14 protein-coding genes and 1 pseudogene are annotated in these 19,351 nt (G+C 57.8%); all 15 read left to right on the forward strand.

What is annotated here, in order from left to right:
• The first annotated feature begins 8 nt into the window (after nucleotides 1-8).
• Nucleotides 9-764: a polyprenyl diphosphate synthase gene (gene uppS / locus PPTH39_RS12425; RefSeq protein ID WP_095001309.1), complete on the forward strand. Its 756-nt coding sequence runs from the start codon at nucleotides 9-11 to the stop codon at nucleotides 762-764.
• The gene (locus PPTH39_RS12430; RefSeq protein ID WP_130872020.1) at nucleotides 764-1,570 is read left to right on the forward strand and encodes a phosphatidate cytidylyltransferase; all 807 of its coding nucleotides are present in this window, start codon (nucleotides 764-766) and stop codon (nucleotides 1,568-1,570) included. The genes uppS and PPTH39_RS12430 overlap by 1 nt, the downstream gene beginning before the upstream one ends.
• Nucleotides 1,567-2,754: a 1-deoxy-D-xylulose-5-phosphate reductoisomerase gene (gene ispC / locus PPTH39_RS12435; protein WP_095001311.1), complete on the forward strand. Its 1,188-nt coding sequence runs from the start codon at nucleotides 1,567-1,569 to the stop codon at nucleotides 2,752-2,754. Before PPTH39_RS12430 ends, ispC begins: the two co-directional genes overlap by 4 nt.
• Before the next feature lie 43 nt (nucleotides 2,755-2,797).
• Nucleotides 2,798-4,150, forward strand: a complete 1,353-nt coding sequence (gene rseP / locus PPTH39_RS12440; RefSeq protein ID WP_095018172.1) for a sigma E protease regulator RseP — start codon at nucleotides 2,798-2,800, stop codon at nucleotides 4,148-4,150.
• A 75-nt stretch (nucleotides 4,151-4,225) separates the two neighbouring features.
• Nucleotides 4,226-6,586 (forward strand): outer membrane protein assembly factor BamA, encoded by a 2,361-nt coding sequence (bamA, locus tag PPTH39_RS12445; RefSeq protein WP_095001313.1) that lies wholly within the window; start codon nucleotides 4,226-4,228, stop codon nucleotides 6,584-6,586.
• A 44-nt stretch (nucleotides 6,587-6,630) separates the two neighbouring features.
• The gene (locus tag PPTH39_RS12450; RefSeq protein ID WP_003440444.1) at nucleotides 6,631-7,134 is read left to right on the forward strand and encodes an OmpH/Skp family outer membrane protein; all 504 of its coding nucleotides are present in this window, start codon (nucleotides 6,631-6,633) and stop codon (nucleotides 7,132-7,134) included.
• 2 nt (nucleotides 7,135-7,136) lie between these two features.
• Nucleotides 7,137-8,191, forward strand: a pseudogene (lpxD, locus tag PPTH39_RS12455) (UDP-3-O-(3-hydroxymyristoyl)glucosamine N-acyltransferase).
• Nucleotides 8,192-8,300: 109 nt separating this feature from the next.
• A complete protein-coding gene (fabZ, locus tag PPTH39_RS12460; RefSeq protein WP_016781990.1) occupies nucleotides 8,301-8,741 on the forward strand; it encodes a 3-hydroxyacyl-ACP dehydratase FabZ in 441 nt (146 codons plus the stop codon).
• The gene (gene lpxA / locus PPTH39_RS12465; RefSeq protein WP_095001315.1) at nucleotides 8,738-9,514 is read left to right on the forward strand and encodes an acyl-ACP--UDP-N-acetylglucosamine O-acyltransferase; all 777 of its coding nucleotides are present in this window, start codon (nucleotides 8,738-8,740) and stop codon (nucleotides 9,512-9,514) included. The genes fabZ and lpxA overlap by 4 nt, the downstream gene beginning before the upstream one ends.
• A gap of 2 nt (nucleotides 9,515-9,516) precedes the next feature.
• On the forward strand, nucleotides 9,517-10,647 hold the full coding sequence (gene lpxB / locus PPTH39_RS12470) for a lipid-A-disaccharide synthase (protein WP_130872021.1): 1,131 nt from the start codon (nucleotides 9,517-9,519) through the stop codon (nucleotides 10,645-10,647).
• Nucleotides 10,648-10,658: 11 nt separating this feature from the next.
• The gene (rnhB, locus tag PPTH39_RS12475) at nucleotides 10,659-11,267 is read left to right on the forward strand and encodes a ribonuclease HII (protein WP_095001317.1); all 609 of its coding nucleotides are present in this window, start codon (nucleotides 10,659-10,661) and stop codon (nucleotides 11,265-11,267) included.
• Between the two features lie 78 nt (nucleotides 11,268-11,345).
• A complete protein-coding gene (gene dnaE, locus PPTH39_RS12480) occupies nucleotides 11,346-14,867 on the forward strand; it encodes a DNA polymerase III subunit alpha (protein WP_095001318.1) in 3,522 nt (1,173 codons plus the stop codon).
• A 184-nt stretch (nucleotides 14,868-15,051) separates the two neighbouring features.
• The gene (locus PPTH39_RS12485; protein WP_016781995.1) at nucleotides 15,052-15,999 is read left to right on the forward strand and encodes an acetyl-CoA carboxylase carboxyltransferase subunit alpha; all 948 of its coding nucleotides are present in this window, start codon (nucleotides 15,052-15,054) and stop codon (nucleotides 15,997-15,999) included.
• A 130-nt stretch (nucleotides 16,000-16,129) separates the two neighbouring features.
• A complete protein-coding gene (gene tilS / locus PPTH39_RS12490) occupies nucleotides 16,130-17,446 on the forward strand; it encodes a tRNA lysidine(34) synthetase TilS (RefSeq protein WP_095023029.1) in 1,317 nt (438 codons plus the stop codon).
• 272 nt (nucleotides 17,447-17,718) lie between these two features.
• Complete coding sequence (locus PPTH39_RS12495) at nucleotides 17,719-19,350, forward strand: CTP synthase (protein ID WP_029611550.1); 1,632 nt, start codon at nucleotides 17,719-17,721, stop codon at nucleotides 19,348-19,350.
• Nucleotide 19,351: the final 1 nt, after the last annotated feature.

The raw sequence follows: 19,351 nt of genomic DNA on the forward strand, positions 1-19,351 counted from the left end.
GGCGTTTTATGGAAAAGACGAAGCAGGCTGACCCGTCATCTGTTCCGCGACATGTCGCGATCATCATGGACGGTAATAATCGCTGGGCAAAAAAACGCTTTCTGCCAGGTGTTGCCGGGCATAAAGCGGGCGTGGATGCAGTTCGCGCGGTCATTGAAGTGTGTGCCGGGGCCGGGGTCGAGGTACTGACCCTGTTCGCGTTTTCCAGTGAAAACTGGCAGCGGCCCGCCGCTGAAGTCAGTGCCTTGATGGACCTGTTTTTCAGGGCGCTGCGTCGTGAGGCCAAGCGCCTCAACGAAAACGAGATCAGCCTGCGGATCATTGGCGACCGCTCGCGCTTTCATCCCGATTTGCAAAAGGCGATGCGTGAAGCGGAAGCAATGACAGTGGGCGAAGGCCGCTTTGTCTTGCAGATTGCCGCCAATTACGGTGGCCAGTGGGATATCGCGCAGGCCGCGCAGCAGTTGGCGCGTCAAGTCCAGACAGGGCACTTGCAGCCGGAGGATATCACTCCGGGTTTGCTGCAAACCTGTTTGGTAACGGGTGATCTGCCATTGCCCGATCTGTGTATCCGCACCGGTGGCGAGCACCGCATCAGCAATTTCTTGCTGTGGCAGCTGGCCTATTCCGAGTTGTACTTCTCCGACCTGTTCTGGCCGGACTTCAAACACGAGGCCATGCAGCACGCATTGGCTGATTTCGCTTCTCGCCAGCGCCGCTTCGGTAAAACGAGCGAGCAGGTTGAGGCTGGAGCCCGGATTTAATGCTTAAACAAAGAATCATCACTGCACTTATCTTGCTGCCAATTGCCTTGTGTGGCTTTTTCCTGCTCGAGGGCAGCGGCTTTGCGCTGTTTATTGGCCTGGTCGTGACCCTGGGTGCCTGGGAGTGGGCGCGTCTTGCCGGCTTTGAGGCGCAAGGTGCACGGGTGCTGTTTGCTGTAGTAGTGGCCGCGCTGCTGTTGGGGCTGCATATATTCCCCGATCTGGCGCCCTGGGTGCTGGGCGCGGCGGTGTTGTGGTGGGCGACAGCGACCTTTCTGGTGCTGACCTTTCCGCAATCGGCTGCGCACTGGTCGAGTATGGCGGCCAGGCTGGTGATCGGTCTGTTGATCCTGCTGCCGGCCTGGCAAGGGCTGGTCCTGATCAAGGCGATGCCGCTGGGCAACTGGCTGATCATGGCGGTGATGGTTCTGGTATGGGGCGCAGATATTGGTGCCTATTTTTCCGGGCGCAAATTCGGCAAGCGCAAGCTTGCCCCCAAGGTCAGTCCGGGCAAAAGCTGGGAAGGTGTATTTGGCGGTCTGTTGCTCAGCCTGCTGATCACCGCGGTCGTGGGTATAGTGCGTGACTGGAGCGCTTCGCAGATGTTTGTTGCACTGCTGGGCGCTGCTGTGATCGTCCTGATTTCGGTGGTGGGCGACCTCACGGAAAGCATGTTCAAACGCCAGGCCGGGGTCAAAGACAGCAGTAACCTGCTGCCGGGCCATGGTGGTGTACTGGATCGTATCGACAGCCTGACGGCGGCGATCCCGGTATTTGCTGTATTGCTGTGGATGGCGGCTTCATGAGCCGTCCACAACAGATTACTGTTCTGGGGGCTACGGGTTCCATTGGCCTGAGCACCCTGGATGTTATTGCGCGTCACCCTGACCGCTATCAGGCCTTTGCCCTGACAGGCTACAGCCGTCTCGCCGAACTGCTGGCCTTGTGCATCAAGCACCGGCCGCAGGTTGCCGTGGTGCCGGATGAGCGTGCTGCCAGCCAGTTACAGGCGGATTTGCGCGCAGCCGGGCTCAATACCGAAGTATTGGTAGGTGAGGAGGGGTTGTGTCAGGTTTCGTCGGCTCCTGAAGTGGATTCGGTGATGGCGGCAATTGTCGGTGCCGCAGGCCTGCGCCCGACACTGGCGGCGGTCAATGCCGGCAAGAAGATCCTGCTGGCCAACAAAGAAGCGTTGGTGATGACCGGCGACCTGTTTATGCAGGCCGTGCGTCGCAGCGGTTCGGTATTGCTGCCCATCGACAGCGAACACAACGCGATTTTCCAGTGCTTGCCCCGGGACTTTTCCCGTGGCCTGGGTAATGTCGGTGTTCGTCGGATTTTGCTGACAGCCTCTGGTGGTCCATTCCGTGAGACGCCGCTGGCAGAGCTTGAGCATGTCACGCCGGATCAAGCCTGTGCTCATCCCAATTGGTCGATGGGGCGCAAGATTTCGGTAGATTCGGCCAGCATGATGAACAAAGGCCTGGAGCTGATCGAGGCCTGCTGGCTGTTTGATGCGCGCCCGGAACAGGTCGAGGTGGTGATCCATCCGCAAAGCGTGATTCACTCGCTGGTCGATTATGTGGATGGCTCGGTGCTGGCCCAGTTGGGCAACCCCGATATGCGTACGCCGATTGCCAATGCCCTGGCCTGGCCTGAGCGGATTGACTCGGGTGTTGCGCCGTTGGACCTGTTTGCAGTGGCGCGGCTGGACTTCCAGCGCCCTGACGAGCAACGCTTCCCTTGTTTGCGTCTGGCTCGCGAGGCTGCCATGGCGGGCAATAGCGCGCCAGCGATGCTCAATGCGGCAAACGAAGTTGCCGTGGCCGCCTTTTTGGACGGGCGAATCCGTTATCCGCAGATCGCGCGTATTATCGAAGACGTATTGAACAGCGAGCCCGTTGTGGCCGTCGACGAATTGGAAGCGGTATTTGCCGCAGATAGCAAAGCCCGGATGCTGGCTGAACAGTGGTTGAGTCGTAACGGCTGAAAGTGATGTGAGCCGGAACCGGACAGAATCGCGGAGAAAGTAGATGAGTGCGCTCTATATGATTGTTGGCACCCTGGTGGCATTGGGTGTGCTGGTCACTTTTCATGAATTCGGTCACTTTTGGGTGGCGCGCCGTTGTGGCGTCAAGGTTCTGCGCTTCTCCGTGGGCTTCGGTACGCCTCTGCTTCGCTGGCATGACCGCCAGGGCACCGAGTTTGTAGTTGCTGCCATTCCGTTGGGTGGCTACGTCAAGATGCTCGATGAGCGCGAAGGCGAAGTGCCCGCCGAGCAGCGCGATCAATCGTTCAACCGCAAGACCGTAGGCCAGCGCATTGCCATCGTTGCGGCCGGGCCAATTGCCAACTTCATGTTGGCCATGGCGTTCTTCTGGGTGCTGGCAATGATGGGCAGCCAGCAGGTGCGGCCGGTCATCGGTGCAGTGGAAAGCGGCAGCCTGGCGGCTCAGGCCGGGCTGACTGCCGGTCAGGAAATCGTCTCCATCGATGGCGAGCCAACCACGGGCTGGTCAAACGTCAACCTGCAGCTGGTTCGCCGTCTGGGCGAAAGCGGTTCGTTGCAGGTGGTGGTGCGTGAGCCGGGTACAACGGCTGAAACGTCCCGTCAGTTGGTATTGAAAGACTGGCTCAAGGGCGCTGATGAGCCGGATCCGATCAAGTCGTTGGGGATTCGCCCATGGCGTCCCGAGTTGCCAGCCGTTCTGGCAGAACTCGACCCTAAAGGCCCTGCCCAGGCTGCCGGGCTTAAAACCGGTGACAAGCTGCTGGCCATCGACGATCAGCCGGTCAAGGACTGGCAGCAGGTCGTGGACTGGGTGCGGGTACATCCGCAAGCCCGTATTGTTTTGCATGTCGAGCGCGACGGTGTGCCGGTAGAGATTCCGGTCACGCTGGCTGCGCGTGGCGAAGGCAAGGCAGCAACCGGTTATCTGGGGGCCGGCGTCAAAGGTGTCGACTGGCCACCATCGATGATCCGTGAAGTCAGCTATGGCCCGCTCGCGGCAATCGGGGAGGGGGCCAAACGCACCTGGACCATGAGCATATTGACGCTCGACTCACTCAAGAAAATGTTGTTCGGCGAGCTCTCGGTAAAAAACTTGAGTGGACCGATAACCATTGCTAAAGTGGCGGGCGCTTCTGCCCAGTCGGGTGTTGCTGATTTCCTGAATTTCCTGGCTTATCTGAGTATCAGCCTCGGGGTTCTGAATTTGTTGCCCATACCTGTACTGGATGGGGGACATTTGTTGTTTTATCTGATCGAGTGGGTGCGTGGTCGCCCCTTGTCGGATCGGGTGCAGGGTTGGGGAATGCAGATCGGTATCAGCTTGGTGGTCGGGGTGATGTTACTTGCCTTGATCAACGATCTGGGCCGTCTGTAAACGCTTCGCTGAATTGCGAATCTGCCGCATTTTGCGGCAGTTTGTTTATTGCCAGTTGGAATAAGAAAGGACTTCATGAAACGTCTGCTGCTAACTGCGGTTCTCGCCGTACTGATGATCGCCGAAGTTCACGCCGAGTCCTTCACTATCTCTGATATCCGTGTCAACGGCCTCCAGCGGGTTTCCGCCGGTAGCGTGTTTGGCGCGTTGCCTCTGAACGTGGGTGAAGTAGCGGATGACCGCCGTCTGGTGGAATCCACTCGTGCGTTGTTCAAAACCGGGTTCTTTCAGGACATCCAACTGGGTCGTGATGGCAATGTGCTTGTTATCACGGTTGTCGAACGTCCTTCCGTCTCCAGCATCACCATTGACGGCAACAAGGCGATCTCCACTGATGACCTTATGAAAGGTCTTAAACAGTCGGGCCTGGCCGAAGGTGAAATCTTCCAGCGCGCCACCCTTGAAGGCGTACGCAACGAACTGCAACGCCAGTATGTTGCCCAGGGCCGCTACTCGGCGACGGTAGACACCGAAGTGGTGCCCGAGCCGCGTAACCGGGTTGCCTTGAAGGTCAATATCAACGAGGGCACGGTTGCCGCGATCCAGCACATCAACGTGGTGGGCAACACGGTTTTCCCTGAGTCCGACCTGGTTGACCTGTTTGAACTCAAGACCACGAACTGGCTGTCGTTCTTCAAGAACGACGACAAGTACGCACGTGAAAAACTGTCGGGTGACCTTGAGCGTCTGCGCTCCTACTACCTCGATCGCGGCTATATCAATATGGATATTGCTTCGACCCAGGTATCGATCACGCCTGACAAGAAAAGCGTCTACATCACCGTTAACGTGAATGAAGGCGAAAAATACAATGTTGGCGAAGTGAAACTGAGCGGTGACCTCAAGGTTCCGGAAGATCAGATCAAGTCGCTGCTGCTGGTTCAGCCGGGCCAGGTGTTCTCGCGCAAGCTGATGACCACCACCTCGGAGCTGATCACCCGTCGTCTGGGTAATGAGGGCTATACCTTCGCCAACGTCAACGGCGTACCTCAGCCAAACCCTGAAGATCACACCGTGGCCATCACCTTTGTGGTCGATCCGGGCAAGCGTGCTTACGTCAACCGCATCAACTACCGCGGCAACACCAAGTCGGCTGACGAAGTGCTGCGTCGCGAAATGCGCCAGATGGAAGGTGGCTGGGCATCGACTTACCTGATTGACCAGTCCAAGGTCCGCCTTGAGCGTCTGGGCTTTTTCAAGGAAGTCAACGTCGAGACTCCGGCAGTGCCAGGCACTGACGATCAGGTTGACGTGAACTATGCAGTAGAAGAGCAGGCGTCGGGTTCCATTACCGCCAGCGTCGGTTTTGCCCAGAGCGCAGGTTTGATCCTGGGCGGTTCGATTACCCAGAACAACTTCCTGGGTACGGGCAACAAGGTCAGCATTGGCCTGACCCGCAGCGAATACCAGAGCCGCTACAACTTCAGCTATGTCGATCCGTACTGGACAGCTGATGGTGTGAGCCTGGGTTACAACGCTTTCTACCGCACTACCGACTACAAAGACCTGGACGTTGACGTAGCAAACTACTCGGTGGACAGCCTGGGTGCTGGTATCACCATGGGCTACCCGATCAGCGACACATCGCGCCTGACCTATGGCCTGACTGTGCAGCAGGATGAAATCAGCACCGGCCAGTACACCGTTGACGAGATTTTCGACTTCGTAAACCGTGAAGGCGACAAGTACCTCAACTTCAAGGCATCGGTCGGCTGGTCTGAATCGACCCTGAACAAAGGCGTATTGCCGACTCGCGGCAGCTCGCAGAGCCTGGTGTTTGAAACCACCATTCCAGGCAGCGACCTGCAGTTCTACAAGCTGGACTACCGTGCCCAGCTGTTCCAGCCGTTGACCGACACCTACACCATGCGCCTGCACACCGAGTTGGGCTATGGTGATGGCTATGGTTCCACCGAAGGCCTGCCGTTCTATGAAAACTACTACGCGGGTGGCTTCAACTCGGTACGAGGCTTCAAGGACAGCGCTCTGGGCCCACGCAGCACCCCAAGCCGTGGTGCTGGTGTAACCGGTAACGTAGGCACCATTGCCGACCCGGACCAGGATCCGCTGCCATTCGGTGGTAACGTGCTGATCCAGGGTGGTGTGGAAGTGTTGTTCCCTATGCCGTTCGTCAAAGACCAGCGTTCCCTGCGCACCTCCGTGTTCTGGGATGTGGGTAACGTGTTCGACACCAACTGCAAGGGCGATACCAAGGATTGCGATATCGGCTTCAGCAACCTGGCCAGCTCTGTGGGTGTTGGTGTGACCTGGGTGACTGCGCTTGGCCCGCTGAGTTTCAGCTTGGCCATGCCGATCAAGAAACCGGATGATGCCGACACTCAAGTGTTCCAATTCTCCCTCGGCCAGACTTTCTAAAGCCTGACTTCAGATACAGACAACGGATTTTTTAGGAGTGCATCGTGCGTAAGTTGACTCAATTGGTTCTCCTGGCTTCGGTTCTAGTGGCTGGCCCGGCTTTCGCCGACATGAAAATTGCCGTGCTGAACTATCAGATGGCATTGCTTGAATCGGACGCCGCCAAGCGTTACGCCGTAGATGCCGAGAAGAAATTTGGCCCGCAACTGACCAAGCTCAAAAGCCTGGAAAGCAGCGCCAAGGGTATTCAGGACCGTCTGGTAAAAGGCGGCGATAAGATGCAGCAGGGCGAGCGTGAGCGTCTGGAGCTTGAATTCAAGCAAAAGGCCCGTGACTTCCAGTTCCAGTCCAAGGAACTGAACGAAGCCAAAGCCGTTGCTGACCGTGAAATGCTGAAACAGCTGAAGCCGAAACTGGACAGCGCTGTTGAAGAAGTCATCAAAAAAGGCGCCTTTGACCTGGTGTTCGAGCGTGGTGCTGTGATTGATGTTAAACCTCAGTACGACATCACTCGCCAAGTTATCGAGCGCATGAATCAGCTGAAGTAATTATGACTGCGACTATAAAACTCGGCCAATTGGCCGAGTTCCTCGGGGCCACCTTGCGTGGCTCTGCGGAGAAAGAAATCACTGGGCTAGCCACTTTACAAGAGGCTGGCCCAGCTCAGTTGAGCTTTCTGGCCAACCCCCAGTACCGAAAATTCCTTGTCGACTGCCAGGCCGGAGCTGTATTGCTCAAGGCTGCTGACGCCGAAGAGTATCCCGGTGATGCCCTGGTTGTGCCGGATCCTTACCTGGCTTATGCGCGGATTTCCCATCTGTTTGATCCCAAACCCAAAGCCACTGCCGGCGTTCATCCATCGGCAGTGATTGCTGCTGACGCGGTGGTTGACCCTGCGGCGAGCATTGGTGCGTTTGCCGTCATCGAAAGCGGTGCGCGCATCGCTGCCGGTGTCACGGTGGGCCCTCATTGCTTTATCGGGGCGCGTTGCGAAATCGGTGAAGGCGGCTGGCTGGCTCCACGCGTGACGCTTTATCACGATGTTCGCATCGGCAAGCGCGTGGTTATTCAGTCGGGCGCAGTGCTGGGCGGTGAAGGCTTTGGTTTTGCCAACGAAAAAGGCGTGTGGCAAAAAATCGCGCAAATCGGTGGTGTGACCATTGGTGATGATGTCGAAATCGGTGTCAACACGGCCATCGACCGCGGCGCCCTGGCCGATACCGTAATCGGTAATGGGGTCAAGCTGGATAACCAGATCCAGATCGCGCACAACGTTCAGGTCGGTGACCATACGGCCATGGCCGCATGTGTCGGGATCTCGGGCAGCACCAAGATCGGCAAGCACTGCATGCTGGCAGGTGGTGTCGGTTTGGTGGGGCACATTGAAATTTGTGACAATGTATTCTTGACTGGCATGACAATGGTGACCCACTCGATTACCGAGCCTGGCGCCTACTCTTCCGGTACCGCGATGCAGCCGGCCGCCGAGTGGCGCAAAAGTGCGGCACGTATTCGTCAGCTGGACGATATCGCCCGGCGATTGAAACAACTGGAAAAGCACGTCGGTAAGTGACCCCCGGCGGTAAAGCTTCTTCAAAAGGTTAATACAATTTCCATATCAAGCGTGCAGAGCCATTGGTTTGCTTCCTTGATTTGCTAGAGGAGCGCGCCTTAGTCGCGCGCGCCCAATCTTTATTACAGGCTTCCCCACGAAATGATGGACATCAACGAGATTCGCGAATATCTGCCCCACCGTTACCCGTTCCTGCTGGTGGACCGAGTGGTGGATCTGGATGTCGAGAACAAGCGCATTCGTGCCTACAAGAATGTCAGCATCAATGAGCCTTTTTTCAACGGTCACTTCCCGGCCCACCCGATCATGCCGGGCGTGTTGATCATCGAGGCCATGGCTCAGGCAGCCGGCATCCTTGGTTTCAAGATGATGGACCTCAAGCCGGCTGACGGTACACTTTATTACTTCGTAGGTTCCGACAAGCTACGCTTTCGTCAGCCTGTGCTGCCAGGTGATCAACTGATCCTTGAGGCCAAGTTCTTGAGCTGCAAGCGTTCCATCTGGAAGTTCGAGTGCCAGGCAACGGTTGACGGCAAGCCGGTATGCTCGGCTGAAATCATTTGTGCGGAACGCAAACTATGAGTTTGATTGACCCTCGCGCAATCATCGATCCGACGGCCATTTTGGCCGACGACGTCGAGGTCGGCCCTTGGTCGATCATCGGCGCTGGTGTGGAAATCGGCGAGGGGACTGTGATTGGGCCGCATGTGATTCTCAAGGGCCCAACCAGGATCGGTAAGCACAATCGCATCTACCAGTTTTCTTCGGTAGGTGAGGACACCCCTGATCTGAAGTACAAGGGTGAGGAAACTCGCCTGGTGATCGGTGACCACAACGTGATTCGTGAAGGTGTCACCATTCATCGCGGCACCATTCAGGACCGCTCTGAAACCACGCTGGGTGATCACAACCTGGTAATGGCCTATGCCCATATCGGCCATGACAGCGTTATTGGCAACCATTGCATCCTGGTCAATAACTCTGCGTTGGCAGGCCATGTGCACATGGGTGACTGGGCCATCCTGTCCGGTTTTACCCTGGTCCATCAGTTCTGCCACATCGGTGCGCACAGCTTTTCGGGCATGGGCACTGCCATTGGCAAGGACGTTCCTGCATTTGTAACCGTGTTTGGCAGCCCTGCCGAAGCACGCAGCATGAACTTCGAAGGCATGCGTCGTCGCGGCTTCAGTGACGATGCCATCCATGCCTTGCGTCGTGCCTACAAGGTGGTTTACCGCCAGGGGTTGACTGTTGATCAGGCGCTTGCAGAATTGGCCGAGCCTGCTGCTCAGTTCCCGGAAGTTGCCATGTTTGTAGAGTCCATTCGCTCTTCCACTCGCGGCATCACGCGCTAGTCATGGCCAGATTGCGTATCGCGCTGGTAGCGGGTGAGGCCTCGGGCGACATATTGGGTTCGGGGTTGATGCGGGCACTCAAGGCCCAGCATTCTGATATCGAATTTATCGGCGTGGGTGGTCCATTGATGGAAGCAGAGGGCATGAGCTCCTACTTCCCGATGGAACGTCTGTCGGTGATGGGCCTGGTTGAAGTGCTGGGTCGCCTGCGTGAATTGCTCAAGCGCCGCAAGCTGTTGGTTCAGACCCTGATCGCCGAAAAGCCCGACGTGTTTATCGGCATCGACGCCCCCGATTTCACCCTCAATATCGAACTTCAATTGCGTCGTGCCGGGATCAAGACCGTGCATTATGTGAGCCCGTCCGTGTGGGCGTGGCGGCAGAAGCGCGTGCTGAAAATCCGCGAAGGTTGCGATTTGATGCTGACGTTGCTGCCATTCGAGGCGCGCTTTTACGAAGAGCACGGTGTGCCCGTGCGTTTTGTCGGGCATTCGCTGGCAGACACCATTCCTCTTGAGGCCGACAAGGCCGGTGCGCGCGCCGAGTTGGGCCTGCCTGACGGGCCGTTGGTCGCCTTGATGCCGGGTAGTCGTGGTGGTGAAGTTGGCAAGCTTGGCGGGTTGTTTCTCGATGCCGCGCAAATAATCCGCCAAGCTCGCCCTGATGTGCGCTTTGTGTTGCCTTGCGCGAACGCAGCGCGTCGTGAGCAGATCGAACAGTTGCTGGTGGGGCGCGACCTGCCGCTGACCTTGCTCGACGGCCAGTCGCACCTCGCGCTCGCGGCCTGTGATGCGGTCTTGATCGCATCGGGCACGGCCACTCTTGAAGCCTTGCTGTACAAGCGGCCGATGGTGGTGGCTTATCGTCTTGCGCGTCTCACGTTCTGGATTCTCAAGCGTCTGGTCAAAAGCCCGTATGTGTCGCTGCCCAACTTGCTGGCCCAGCGCATGCTGGTGCCCGAGCTGTTGCAGGATGCAGCCACGCCTGAGGCACTGGCCCGCACCTTGCTGCCTTTGCTTGAGGGTGGTGAAGAGCAGACCCGCGGCTTTGACGAAATTCATCGCACCTTGCGTCTCGACGCTTCCAATCAGGCCGCCAAAGCGGTACTGGGCCTGATTGCACAATCCAAATGAGTAAAGTAACCATGCAAATCGGCTTGGACTTCAATCTGGTCGAAGACCTCGTGGCGGGTGTCGATGAAGTGGGTCGTGGCCCCTTGTGCGGTGCCGTGGTAACGGCCGCCGTGATTCTCGACCCCAATCGGCCTATCGCCGGGCTCAATGATTCGAAAAAGCTCACTGAAGCCCGTCGCGAAAAGCTCTTCGACGAAATTCGTGAAAAAGCACTGAGCTGGTGCATTGCCCGGGCCGAAGTCGAAGAAATCGACGAGCTGAACATTCTGCACGCCACCATGCTGGCCATGCAGCGCGCTGTTGAAGGACTGAGCATTACCCCGAAACTGGCCATGATCGACGGTAATCGTTGCCCCAAGCTGGCCATGCCAGCCGAGGCCGTGGTCAAGGGCGATAGCAAGGTACCGGCAATTGCCGCGGCATCGATTCTGGCCAAGGTCAGCCGTGACCGCGAAATGGCTGCATTCGAGCTGCAGTACCCTGGCTATGGCATTGGCGGGCACAAGGGTTACCCAACGGCCGTTCATCTTGCAGCCCTCGAGCGCCTGGGGCCTACACCGATACATCGCCGTTCGTTTGGTCCGGTGCGTCGTGCTTACGAGGCCCTTGAAGGCCTTTAGCCATAAGGCTGATGTTTTTGCCAAGGCCCGGTACAATCCGGGCCTTGTTGTTTCTCAAAGCTTATAGACAGGATCACCATGCCGGCTTCATTCGTTCACCTGCGCCTGCACACTGAATACTCCCTGGTCGATGGCCTGGTGCGGATCAAACCGCTGATCAAAACTCTGGCCGGCATGAATATGCCCGCTGTCGCGGTGACCGATCAGAACAACATGTGCTCCCTGGTCAAGTTCTACAAGGCGGCCATGGGCGGCGGCATCAAGCCGATCAGTGGTGCAGACCTGTGGCTGTCGAACAAGGACCCTGAAAACCCCCTCAGCCGTATCAGCCTGTTGGCGATGAACCCGTTGGGCTATCGCAACCTGACCGAGCTGATCTCCCGTGGTTACATCGATGGCCAGCGCAATGGCCAGGTCATCATCGAGCGCGAGTGGGTAGCCGAGGCCGCCGATGGCCTGATCATGCTGTCGGCTGCGAAAGAGGGCGAGATCGGTGTCGCGCTGATCAGTGGCAACACTGAAGAAGCCGAGACCCTGGCCCGAGAATGGATGACGGTGTTCCCTGACCGCTTCTATATCGAAGTGCAGCGCACCAAGCGTCCCAATGACGAAGAGCATCTGCATGCGGCTGTGGCCCTGGCAGACAAGATCGGCGCGCCGCTGGTGGCAACCAACGATGTGCGCTTTATCAGGCAACAGGACTTTGAGGCTCACGAAACCCGCGTCTGCATTGGTGAGGGCCGGGCACTGGACGACCCGCGTCGCTCCAAGAATTACAGCGATCAGCAGTATCTGAAAAGCGCCGAGGAAATGGCCGAGCTGTTCAGTGACTTGCCTGATGCTTTGGCAAACACGGTTGAAATTGCCAAACGCTGCAATATCGAAGTAAAGCTGGGCACTCACTTTTTGCCCAACTTCCCGATCCCTGATGGCATGACCATCGATGAATATTTCCGCAAGGTGTCATTTGACGGCCTGGAAGAGCGCCTGAGCGTTCTGCTGCCCAAAGACACCACCGAGGATTACGACACCAAGCGTCAGGTGTATGTCGACCGGCTGAATTTCGAACTGGATATCATCATCCAGATGGGGTTCCCGGGTTACTTCCTGATCGTGATGGACTTTATTCAGTGGGCCAAGAGCAATGGCGTACCGGTAGGGCCGGGCCGGGGGTCGGGTGCCGGCTCGCTGGTGGCCTATGTACAGAAGATCACCGACCTTGATCCGCTGGAATACGACCTCCTGTTCGAACGATTCCTTAACCCGGAACGGGTATCGATGCCCGACTTCGACGTCGACTTCTGCATGGATGGTCGCGACCGGGTAATCGAGTATGTGGCCGAAAAATACGGACGCAACGCGGTAAGCCAGATCATCACTTTCGGTTCGATGGCCGCCAAGGCGGTAATCCGTGACGTGGCGCGGGTGCAGGGCAAGTCCTACGGCCTGGCGGATCGTCTGTCGAAGATGATTCCGTTTGAAGTCGGTATGACCCTGGAAAAAGCCTTCGAGCAGGAGGAAATCCTGCGCGACTTTATCAAGGTCGATGAAGAAGCGGCCGAAATCTGGGAAATGGCCCGCAAGCTTGAAGGCGTTGTACGTAACGTCGGCAAGCACGCCGGTGGTGTGGTGATCGCACCGACCAAACTGACTGACTTCTCGCCGATTTACTGCGACGAAGAGGGTGGTGGTCTGGTTACCCAGTTCGACAAGGATGACGTTGAGTCTGCTGGCCTGGTGAAGTTCGACTTCCTCGGTCTGCGGACCCTGACAGTGATCGACTGGGCGTTGAAAACCATCAACCGCGATCGCGCCAAGGTCGACGAGCCGCCGCTGGATATCGCCTTTATCCCGCTGGACGACAAGCCGACCTACCAGTTGCTGCAAAAGGCCGAAACCACCGCGGTGTTCCAGCTCGAGTCGCGCGGCATGAAAGAGCTGATCAAAAAGCTCAAGCCCGACTGCCTGGAAGACTTGATCGCACTGGTGGCCCTGTTCCGTCCAGGGCCGCTGCAGTCAGGCATGGTTGATGACTTTATCAACCGTAAGCACGGCCGTGCCGAACTGGCGTACCCGCACTCCGATTATCAGTACGAAGGCCTCAAGCCGGTATTGGCACCCACTTACGGCATCATCCTGTATCAGGAACAGGTGATGCAGATTGCCCAGGTCATGGCCGGGTATACCCTCGGCGGCGCTGACATGCTGCGTCGGGCCATGGGCAAGAAAAAACCTGAAGAAATGGCCAAGCAGCGCGGTGGCTTTATTGAAGGTTGCGCCAATAACAATATTGACGCTGACCTGGCCGGTAACATTTTCGACCTGGTGGAAAAATTCGCCGGTTACGGTTTCAACAAATCCCACTCCGCTGCCTACGGCCTGGTGTCGTACCAGACCGCCTGGCTGAAAACCCACTACCCGGCGCCATTTATGGCCGCGGTACTGTCGGCGGATATGCACAACACCGACAAGGTGGTGATCCTGATCGAAGAGATTCGCAGCATGAAGCTGCGTCTCGATGCGCCGGATGTGAATGCCTCGGAGTTCAAGTTCACGGTGAACGATGAAGGCCGGATCATTTATGGCCTGGGGGCGATCAAGGGGGTGGGCGAGGGGCCTGTCGAGGCCATTACCGAGGCGCGTCAGGACGGCCCGTTCAAGGATTTGTTCGATTTCTGCGCCCGGGTTGACCTCAAACGTATCAACAAGCGTACTCTTGATGGCCTGATCCGCAGCGGTGCCCTTGACCGCCTGGGGCCGTTTTTCCATGACGAGCCCAAGGCCTGGCAAGCCAACATCGACCAGAACCGTGCGGTGTTGCTGTCGGCGCTGGAAGAAGCGATCAAGGCAGCCGAACAAACTGCGCGCACCCATGACAGCGGGCACGCCGACCTGTTTGGCGGGTTGTTTGTCGAGGCTGATGCGGACGTCTATGCCCACCACCGCAAGGCCAGGGAACTGACGCTCAAGGAGCGACTCAAAGGCGAGAAGGACACTCTGGGCCTGTACCTGACCGGCCATCCGATTGACGAGTACGAGGGCGAGATCCGCCGCTTTGCCCGCCAGCGCATTATTGATCTCAAGCCAGCCCGTGATACCCAGACCGTTGCCGGGATGATTATCGCGTTGCGGGTGATGAAGAACAAAAAAGGCGACAAGATGGGCTTTATCACTCTCGATGACCGTTCGGCGCGCATTGAAGCGTCGTTGTTTGCCGAGGCGTTTCATTCGGCGCAGTCGCTGTTGCAGACTGATGCGATGGTGGTGGTCGAAGGTGAAGTCAGCAATGACGACTTCTCCGGTGGCCTGCGCCTGCGGGTCAAGCGGGTGATGAGCATGGAAGATGCACGCACCAGTCTGGCCGAGAGCTTGCGCTTGAAAGTGAACCGGGACGCGCTCAAGGGTGATCAGTTGCGTAATCTGGGCGAGTTGCTGAAAAAACATCGCGGAGCCTGTCCTGTCACCATGGAGTACACGGGCGAAGAGGCCAAGGCCATGCTGCAGTTTGGCGAGACCTGGCGGATCGATCCGGCAGACAGCTTGATTCAAGCCCTGCGTGACCAGTTCGGGCGAGACAACGTCTTCCTCCAATACCGTTGACGGTCAGGGGCCATAGCTGCGCCCTGACCTCGACCTGAATTTTTAATCTCGACCTGAGAGCGCCTGTCCCTTAAGGTAGGCGCGATACAGATCAACCGGCTGCCCCAGCTCGGTTAGAAACGCCAGCAATTGCTGGGCTTCAGACCCTCTGGCATGCTTTGCCGCCGACCCAAGACGGATGCTTATGAACCCGAATTTTCTTGATTTCGAACAGCCGATTGCTGACCTGCAAGCCAAAATCGAAGAGTTGCGCTTGGTTGGTAATGACAACTCGCTGAATATCAGTGATGAAATCTCTCGTCTGCAAGACAAAAGCAAAACGCTGACTGAAGATATTTTCGGCAAGCTGACCAGCTGGCAGATTGCCCGTTTGGCCCGTCACCCGCGTCGTCCCTACACGCTGGACTACATCGATCACATCTTCACCGAGTTCGATGAGCTGCATGGCGACCGCCACTTTGCCGATGACGCTGCCATTGTTGGCGGTATTGCCCGTCTGGACGATCAGCCAGTGATGGTGATTGGTCATCAGAAAGGCCGTGAAGTGCGTGAAAAGGTACGACGCAACTTCGGTATGCCACGCCCTGAAGGCTACCGCAAGGCCTGCCGTCTGATGGAAATGGCCGAGCGCTTCAAGATGCCGATCCTGACCTTTATCGACACGCCGGGTGCTTACCCGGGTATCGACGCCGAAGAGCGCAACCAGAGCGAAGCCATTGCCTGGAACCTGCGCGTCATGTCGCGCCTGAAAACCCCTATCATCGCCACCGTTATCGGCGAAGGCGGTTCGGGCGGTGCATTGGCCATTGGCGTGTGCGACCAGTTGAACATGCTGCAGTACTCGACCTACGCGGTGATCTCGCCGGAAGGTTGCGCCTCGATTCTGTGGAAAACCGCCGAAAAAGCGCCGGACGCAGCTGAAGCCATGGGTATCACTGCAGAACGTCTGAAAGGCCTGGGCATCGTCGACAAGGTGATTGGCGAGCCATTGGGCGGCGCGCACCGTGACCCGGCTGCGGCTTCTGCGAGCATTCGTGCCGATCTGATTTCCCAGCTCGACATGCTCAAGAAGCTGGATCACGAAGCCCTGCTCAAACGTCGTTATGATCGTTTGATGAGCTACGGTCTCTGATACCTGATTAAAACCGGCCCTCACCCCAACCCTCTCCCGGAGGGAGAGGGAGCTGATTGGTGGTGTTCTCGCTACCGCGTGCGGTCAGTCCCCTCTCCCTCCGGGAGAGGGCTAGGGTGAGGGGCTTTTAATGGCTGACATGTCAACTCTACTTCTGCAAGCCCTCGGCCCCTGGCGCAACGCCAAGGCCTGGCACGTCGCGCTCTCCGGCGGACTCGATTCCACCGTTCTGCTGCACCTTCTCGTTCAATTACGTAAAACCCACTCATTACCGCCTATCACCGCTGTCCATGTGCATCATGGCCTACAGGCGGCGGCCGATGCGTGGCCAGCCCATTGTCAGGCACTGTGTAAGGGGCTTGGAGTGCCCTTGCAGGTGATTGCCGTGCAGGTGCAGGCGGGCGCAAGTGTCGAGCGTGCAGCGCGGGATGCGCGCTATCAGGCGTTTGCGGCGATCAGCGGTGCCGGGGAGGTGCTGCTGCTCGGGCAGCATCGCGATGACCAGGCTGAAACCCTGTTGTTTCGCCTGTTGCGCGGGGCGGGGGTCGGCGGCCTGGCGGGCATGCCGCGCCAGCGTCGCCTGGGCGCAGGACACCTGTGCCGGCCTTTGCTGGACGTGTCCCGCGCCCAGCTTGAGTCATATGCCCGAACACAGGGTCTGAGCTGGATTGAGGACCCGTCTAACACCCAGACAGATTTTTCCCGCAATTTCCTGCGCCATGAAGTCCTTCCGATCCTCGCTCGGCGCTGGCCCCAGGCGGCTGCCAGCATGGCCCGCAGCGCAGCGCACTGTGCCGAGGCGCAGGGTTTGCTGGATGAACTGGCCCAGCAGGATTTGCACGCTGCGGGCTCTACCAGCGAGTTTGCCTGGCTTGGCTTGCCCTCCCTGGAACTGACCGCCATCGCCAGCCTGTCACCTGCCCGTCAGCGCAATGCCTTGCGTCACTGGCTGTCAGCCTTCACGTCATTGCCGGACACCGACCATTGGGCGGGGTGGGATGCCCTGCGGGATGCCCGCATCGATGCGCAGCCGGTGTGGAAGCTCGCAGACGGCGAGTTGCATCGTGCCGGTGGGCGTATTTGGTGGCTGGCCGGCGAATGGTTGCACCAACCGATCGCCCCCGTGTTGTGGCCCTGTCCTGATCAGGCCCTGGCGCTGCCGGGTAATGGTCGTGTGCATTTTGTCGGGGATATCCCGGATGGCCCTTTGCAAGTGAGCTATCGTCTAGGGGGCGAAGTGATGGCGCAGGCACAGCGCGGTCATCGTGATCTCAAGCGGCTGCTCAACGAGCGAGGTGTTCCGTTGTTTGCCCGTGGCAGATTGCCGCTTCTGTACCGCAATGAGCAGTTATTGGCCGTGGCAAACCTCCCTGGACTGGACTCCAGCCCCTGTGGGCACTGGAAATTGCAGTGGCTGCCAACTTCGAGCGATCAAGGTTTGAGCTGAAAGGGGGTTTCCGGTAGACTACGCTCCCTTCTTGATACAACTTCTGTGGATTCACCAGAATTGCAGATGTTGCCGATTACCAAGCAGTCTTTGCTGGGCGATTTTAAAAAAATGTGTGGCTTGCATCGAACCGGTGGTTTCCATCGGTCTGTTTCAACGCAGCAGTTTTTCGAAAGGTGCACTGTGACTAATGCTGGTGATTGGGGGCTTCGGCCTTCCTTCGCTTTCCCCGGCGGCTCTGACCGCTTTAACGCAGACTTCTAGGGTTTTTCATGACGCGCTACATCTTCGTCACGGGCGGTGTTGTTTCTTCATTGGGGAAAGGCATTGCCTCGGCTTCATTGGCAGCCATCCTGGAGGCGCGGGGACTTAAGGTCACCATGCTGAAGCTGGACCCCTACATCAACGTTGATCCGGGCACCATGAGCCCGTTCCAGCACGGTGAAGTGTTCGTCACGCACGACGGCGCCGAAACCGACCTGGACTTGGGCCATTACGAGCGGTTTATCCGCACGACCATGACCCAGAACAACAACTTCACCACGGGCCGCGTTTACGAACACGTCCTGCGCAAGGAGCGCCGTGGTGATTACCTGGGTGCAACCATTCAGGTAATTCCGCACATCACCGACGAAATCAAACGTCGGATCATCAAGGGCGCCGGCGATGCCGACGTAGCGATGGTTGAGATTGGCGGCACTGTGGGTGACATTGAGTCGCAACCGTTCCTCGAAGCTATCCGTCAGCTGCGCATCGAAGTGGGCGCCAAGCGCGCCATGCTGATGCACCTGACTCTGGTTCCGTACATTGCCACCGCTGGCGAAACGAAAACCAAACCTACACAGCACTCGGTTAAAGAGCTGCGTTCCATCGGCCTGCAGCCAGACGTACTGATCTGCCGCTCCGATCACCACGTTGATGTGTCTTCGCGTCGCAAGATCGCGCTGTTCACCAACGTTGAGGAACGTGCTGTCATTTCGCTGGAAGACGCCGACACCATCTACAAGATCCCGGGCATGCTGCACGCTCAGGGCCTGGATGATTTCGTCGTTGAGCGCTTTGGCCTGGAATGCAACAGCGCCGACCTGTCCGAGTGGGACAAGGTCGTCGACGCCAAGCTGAACCCGGAGCACGAAGTCACCATCGCGATGGTCGGCAAGTACATGGAACTGCTGGACGCGTACAAGTCGCTGATCGAAGCGATGAGCCACGCCGGTATTTCCAACCGTACCAAGGTCAACCTGCGCTATATCGACTCCGAAGACATCGAAAACAAAGGCACCGAGCTGCTTGAAGGCTGTGATGCCATTCTGGTTCCGGGCGGCTTCGGTCTGCGCGGCGTCGAAGGCAAGATCACTGCCGTTCAATATGCACGCGAGAACAAGGTGCCATACCTGGGTATCTGCCTGGGCATGCAAGTAGCGGTTATCGAGTTCGCACGTAATGTGCTGGGCTGGAAAGACGCCAACTCCACCGAATTCGATCGCAGCAGCGGCCATCCGGTTGTCGGTCTGATCACCGAGTGGGAAGATGCCACCGGTGCAGTCGAAACCCGTACCGAAACTTCCGACCTGGGCGGCACCATGCGTCTGGGCGCGCAGGATTGCCAGCTGCAAGCCGGTTCCCTGGTTCACGATTGCTATGCCAAGGACGTGATTGTTGAACGTCATCGTCATCGCTATGAAGTGAACAATAACCTGCTGCCGCAACTGACCGAAGCAGGCCTGAAAGTGACCGGTCGTTCCGGTGACGGCGCGTTGGTAGAAGTGGTTGAAGCTCCGGACCATCCTTGGTTTGTCGCTTGCCAGTTCCACCCGGAGTTCACCTCCACGCCACGTGATGGCCATCCATTGTTCACCGGTTTCGTCAAAGCTGCACTGGCGCAACACGAGAAGAAGGCGTAAT

The sequence above is a fragment of the Pseudomonas bubulae genome, assembly GCF_900618535.1.
GTDB lineage: Bacteria > Pseudomonadota > Gammaproteobacteria > Pseudomonadales > Pseudomonadaceae > Aquipseudomonas > Aquipseudomonas bubulae.

What these genes read in the sequence shown, in the direction of transcription:
- PPTH39_RS12495 (WP_029611550.1), top strand. Translation starts at nt 17,719, where the DNA reads ATGACGCGCTACATCTTCGTCACGGGCGGTGTTGTTTCTTCATTGGGG.
- fabZ (WP_016781990.1), top strand. Translation starts at nt 8,301, where the DNA reads ATGATGGACATCAACGAGATTCGCGAATATCTGCCCCACCGTTACCCG.
- dnaE (WP_095001318.1), top strand. Translation starts at nt 11,346, where the DNA reads ATGCCGGCTTCATTCGTTCACCTGCGCCTGCACACTGAATACTCCCTG.
- PPTH39_RS12430 (WP_130872020.1), top strand. Translation starts at nt 764, where the DNA reads ATGCTTAAACAAAGAATCATCACTGCACTTATCTTGCTGCCAATTGCC.
- uppS (WP_095001309.1), top strand. Translation starts at nt 9, where the DNA reads ATGGAAAAGACGAAGCAGGCTGACCCGTCATCTGTTCCGCGACATGTC.
- bamA (WP_095001313.1), top strand. Translation starts at nt 4,226, where the DNA reads ATGAAACGTCTGCTGCTAACTGCGGTTCTCGCCGTACTGATGATCGCC.
- PPTH39_RS12485 (WP_016781995.1), top strand. Translation starts at nt 15,052, where the DNA reads ATGAACCCGAATTTTCTTGATTTCGAACAGCCGATTGCTGACCTGCAA.
- rnhB (WP_095001317.1), top strand. Translation starts at nt 10,659, where the DNA reads ATGCAAATCGGCTTGGACTTCAATCTGGTCGAAGACCTCGTGGCGGGT.
- tilS (WP_095023029.1), top strand. Translation starts at nt 16,130, where the DNA reads ATGGCTGACATGTCAACTCTACTTCTGCAAGCCCTCGGCCCCTGGCGC.
- ispC (WP_095001311.1), top strand. Translation starts at nt 1,567, where the DNA reads ATGAGCCGTCCACAACAGATTACTGTTCTGGGGGCTACGGGTTCCATT.
- lpxA (WP_095001315.1), top strand. Translation starts at nt 8,738, where the DNA reads ATGAGTTTGATTGACCCTCGCGCAATCATCGATCCGACGGCCATTTTG.
- lpxB (WP_130872021.1), top strand. Translation starts at nt 9,517, where the DNA reads ATGGCCAGATTGCGTATCGCGCTGGTAGCGGGTGAGGCCTCGGGCGAC.
- rseP (WP_095018172.1), top strand. Translation starts at nt 2,798, where the DNA reads ATGAGTGCGCTCTATATGATTGTTGGCACCCTGGTGGCATTGGGTGTG.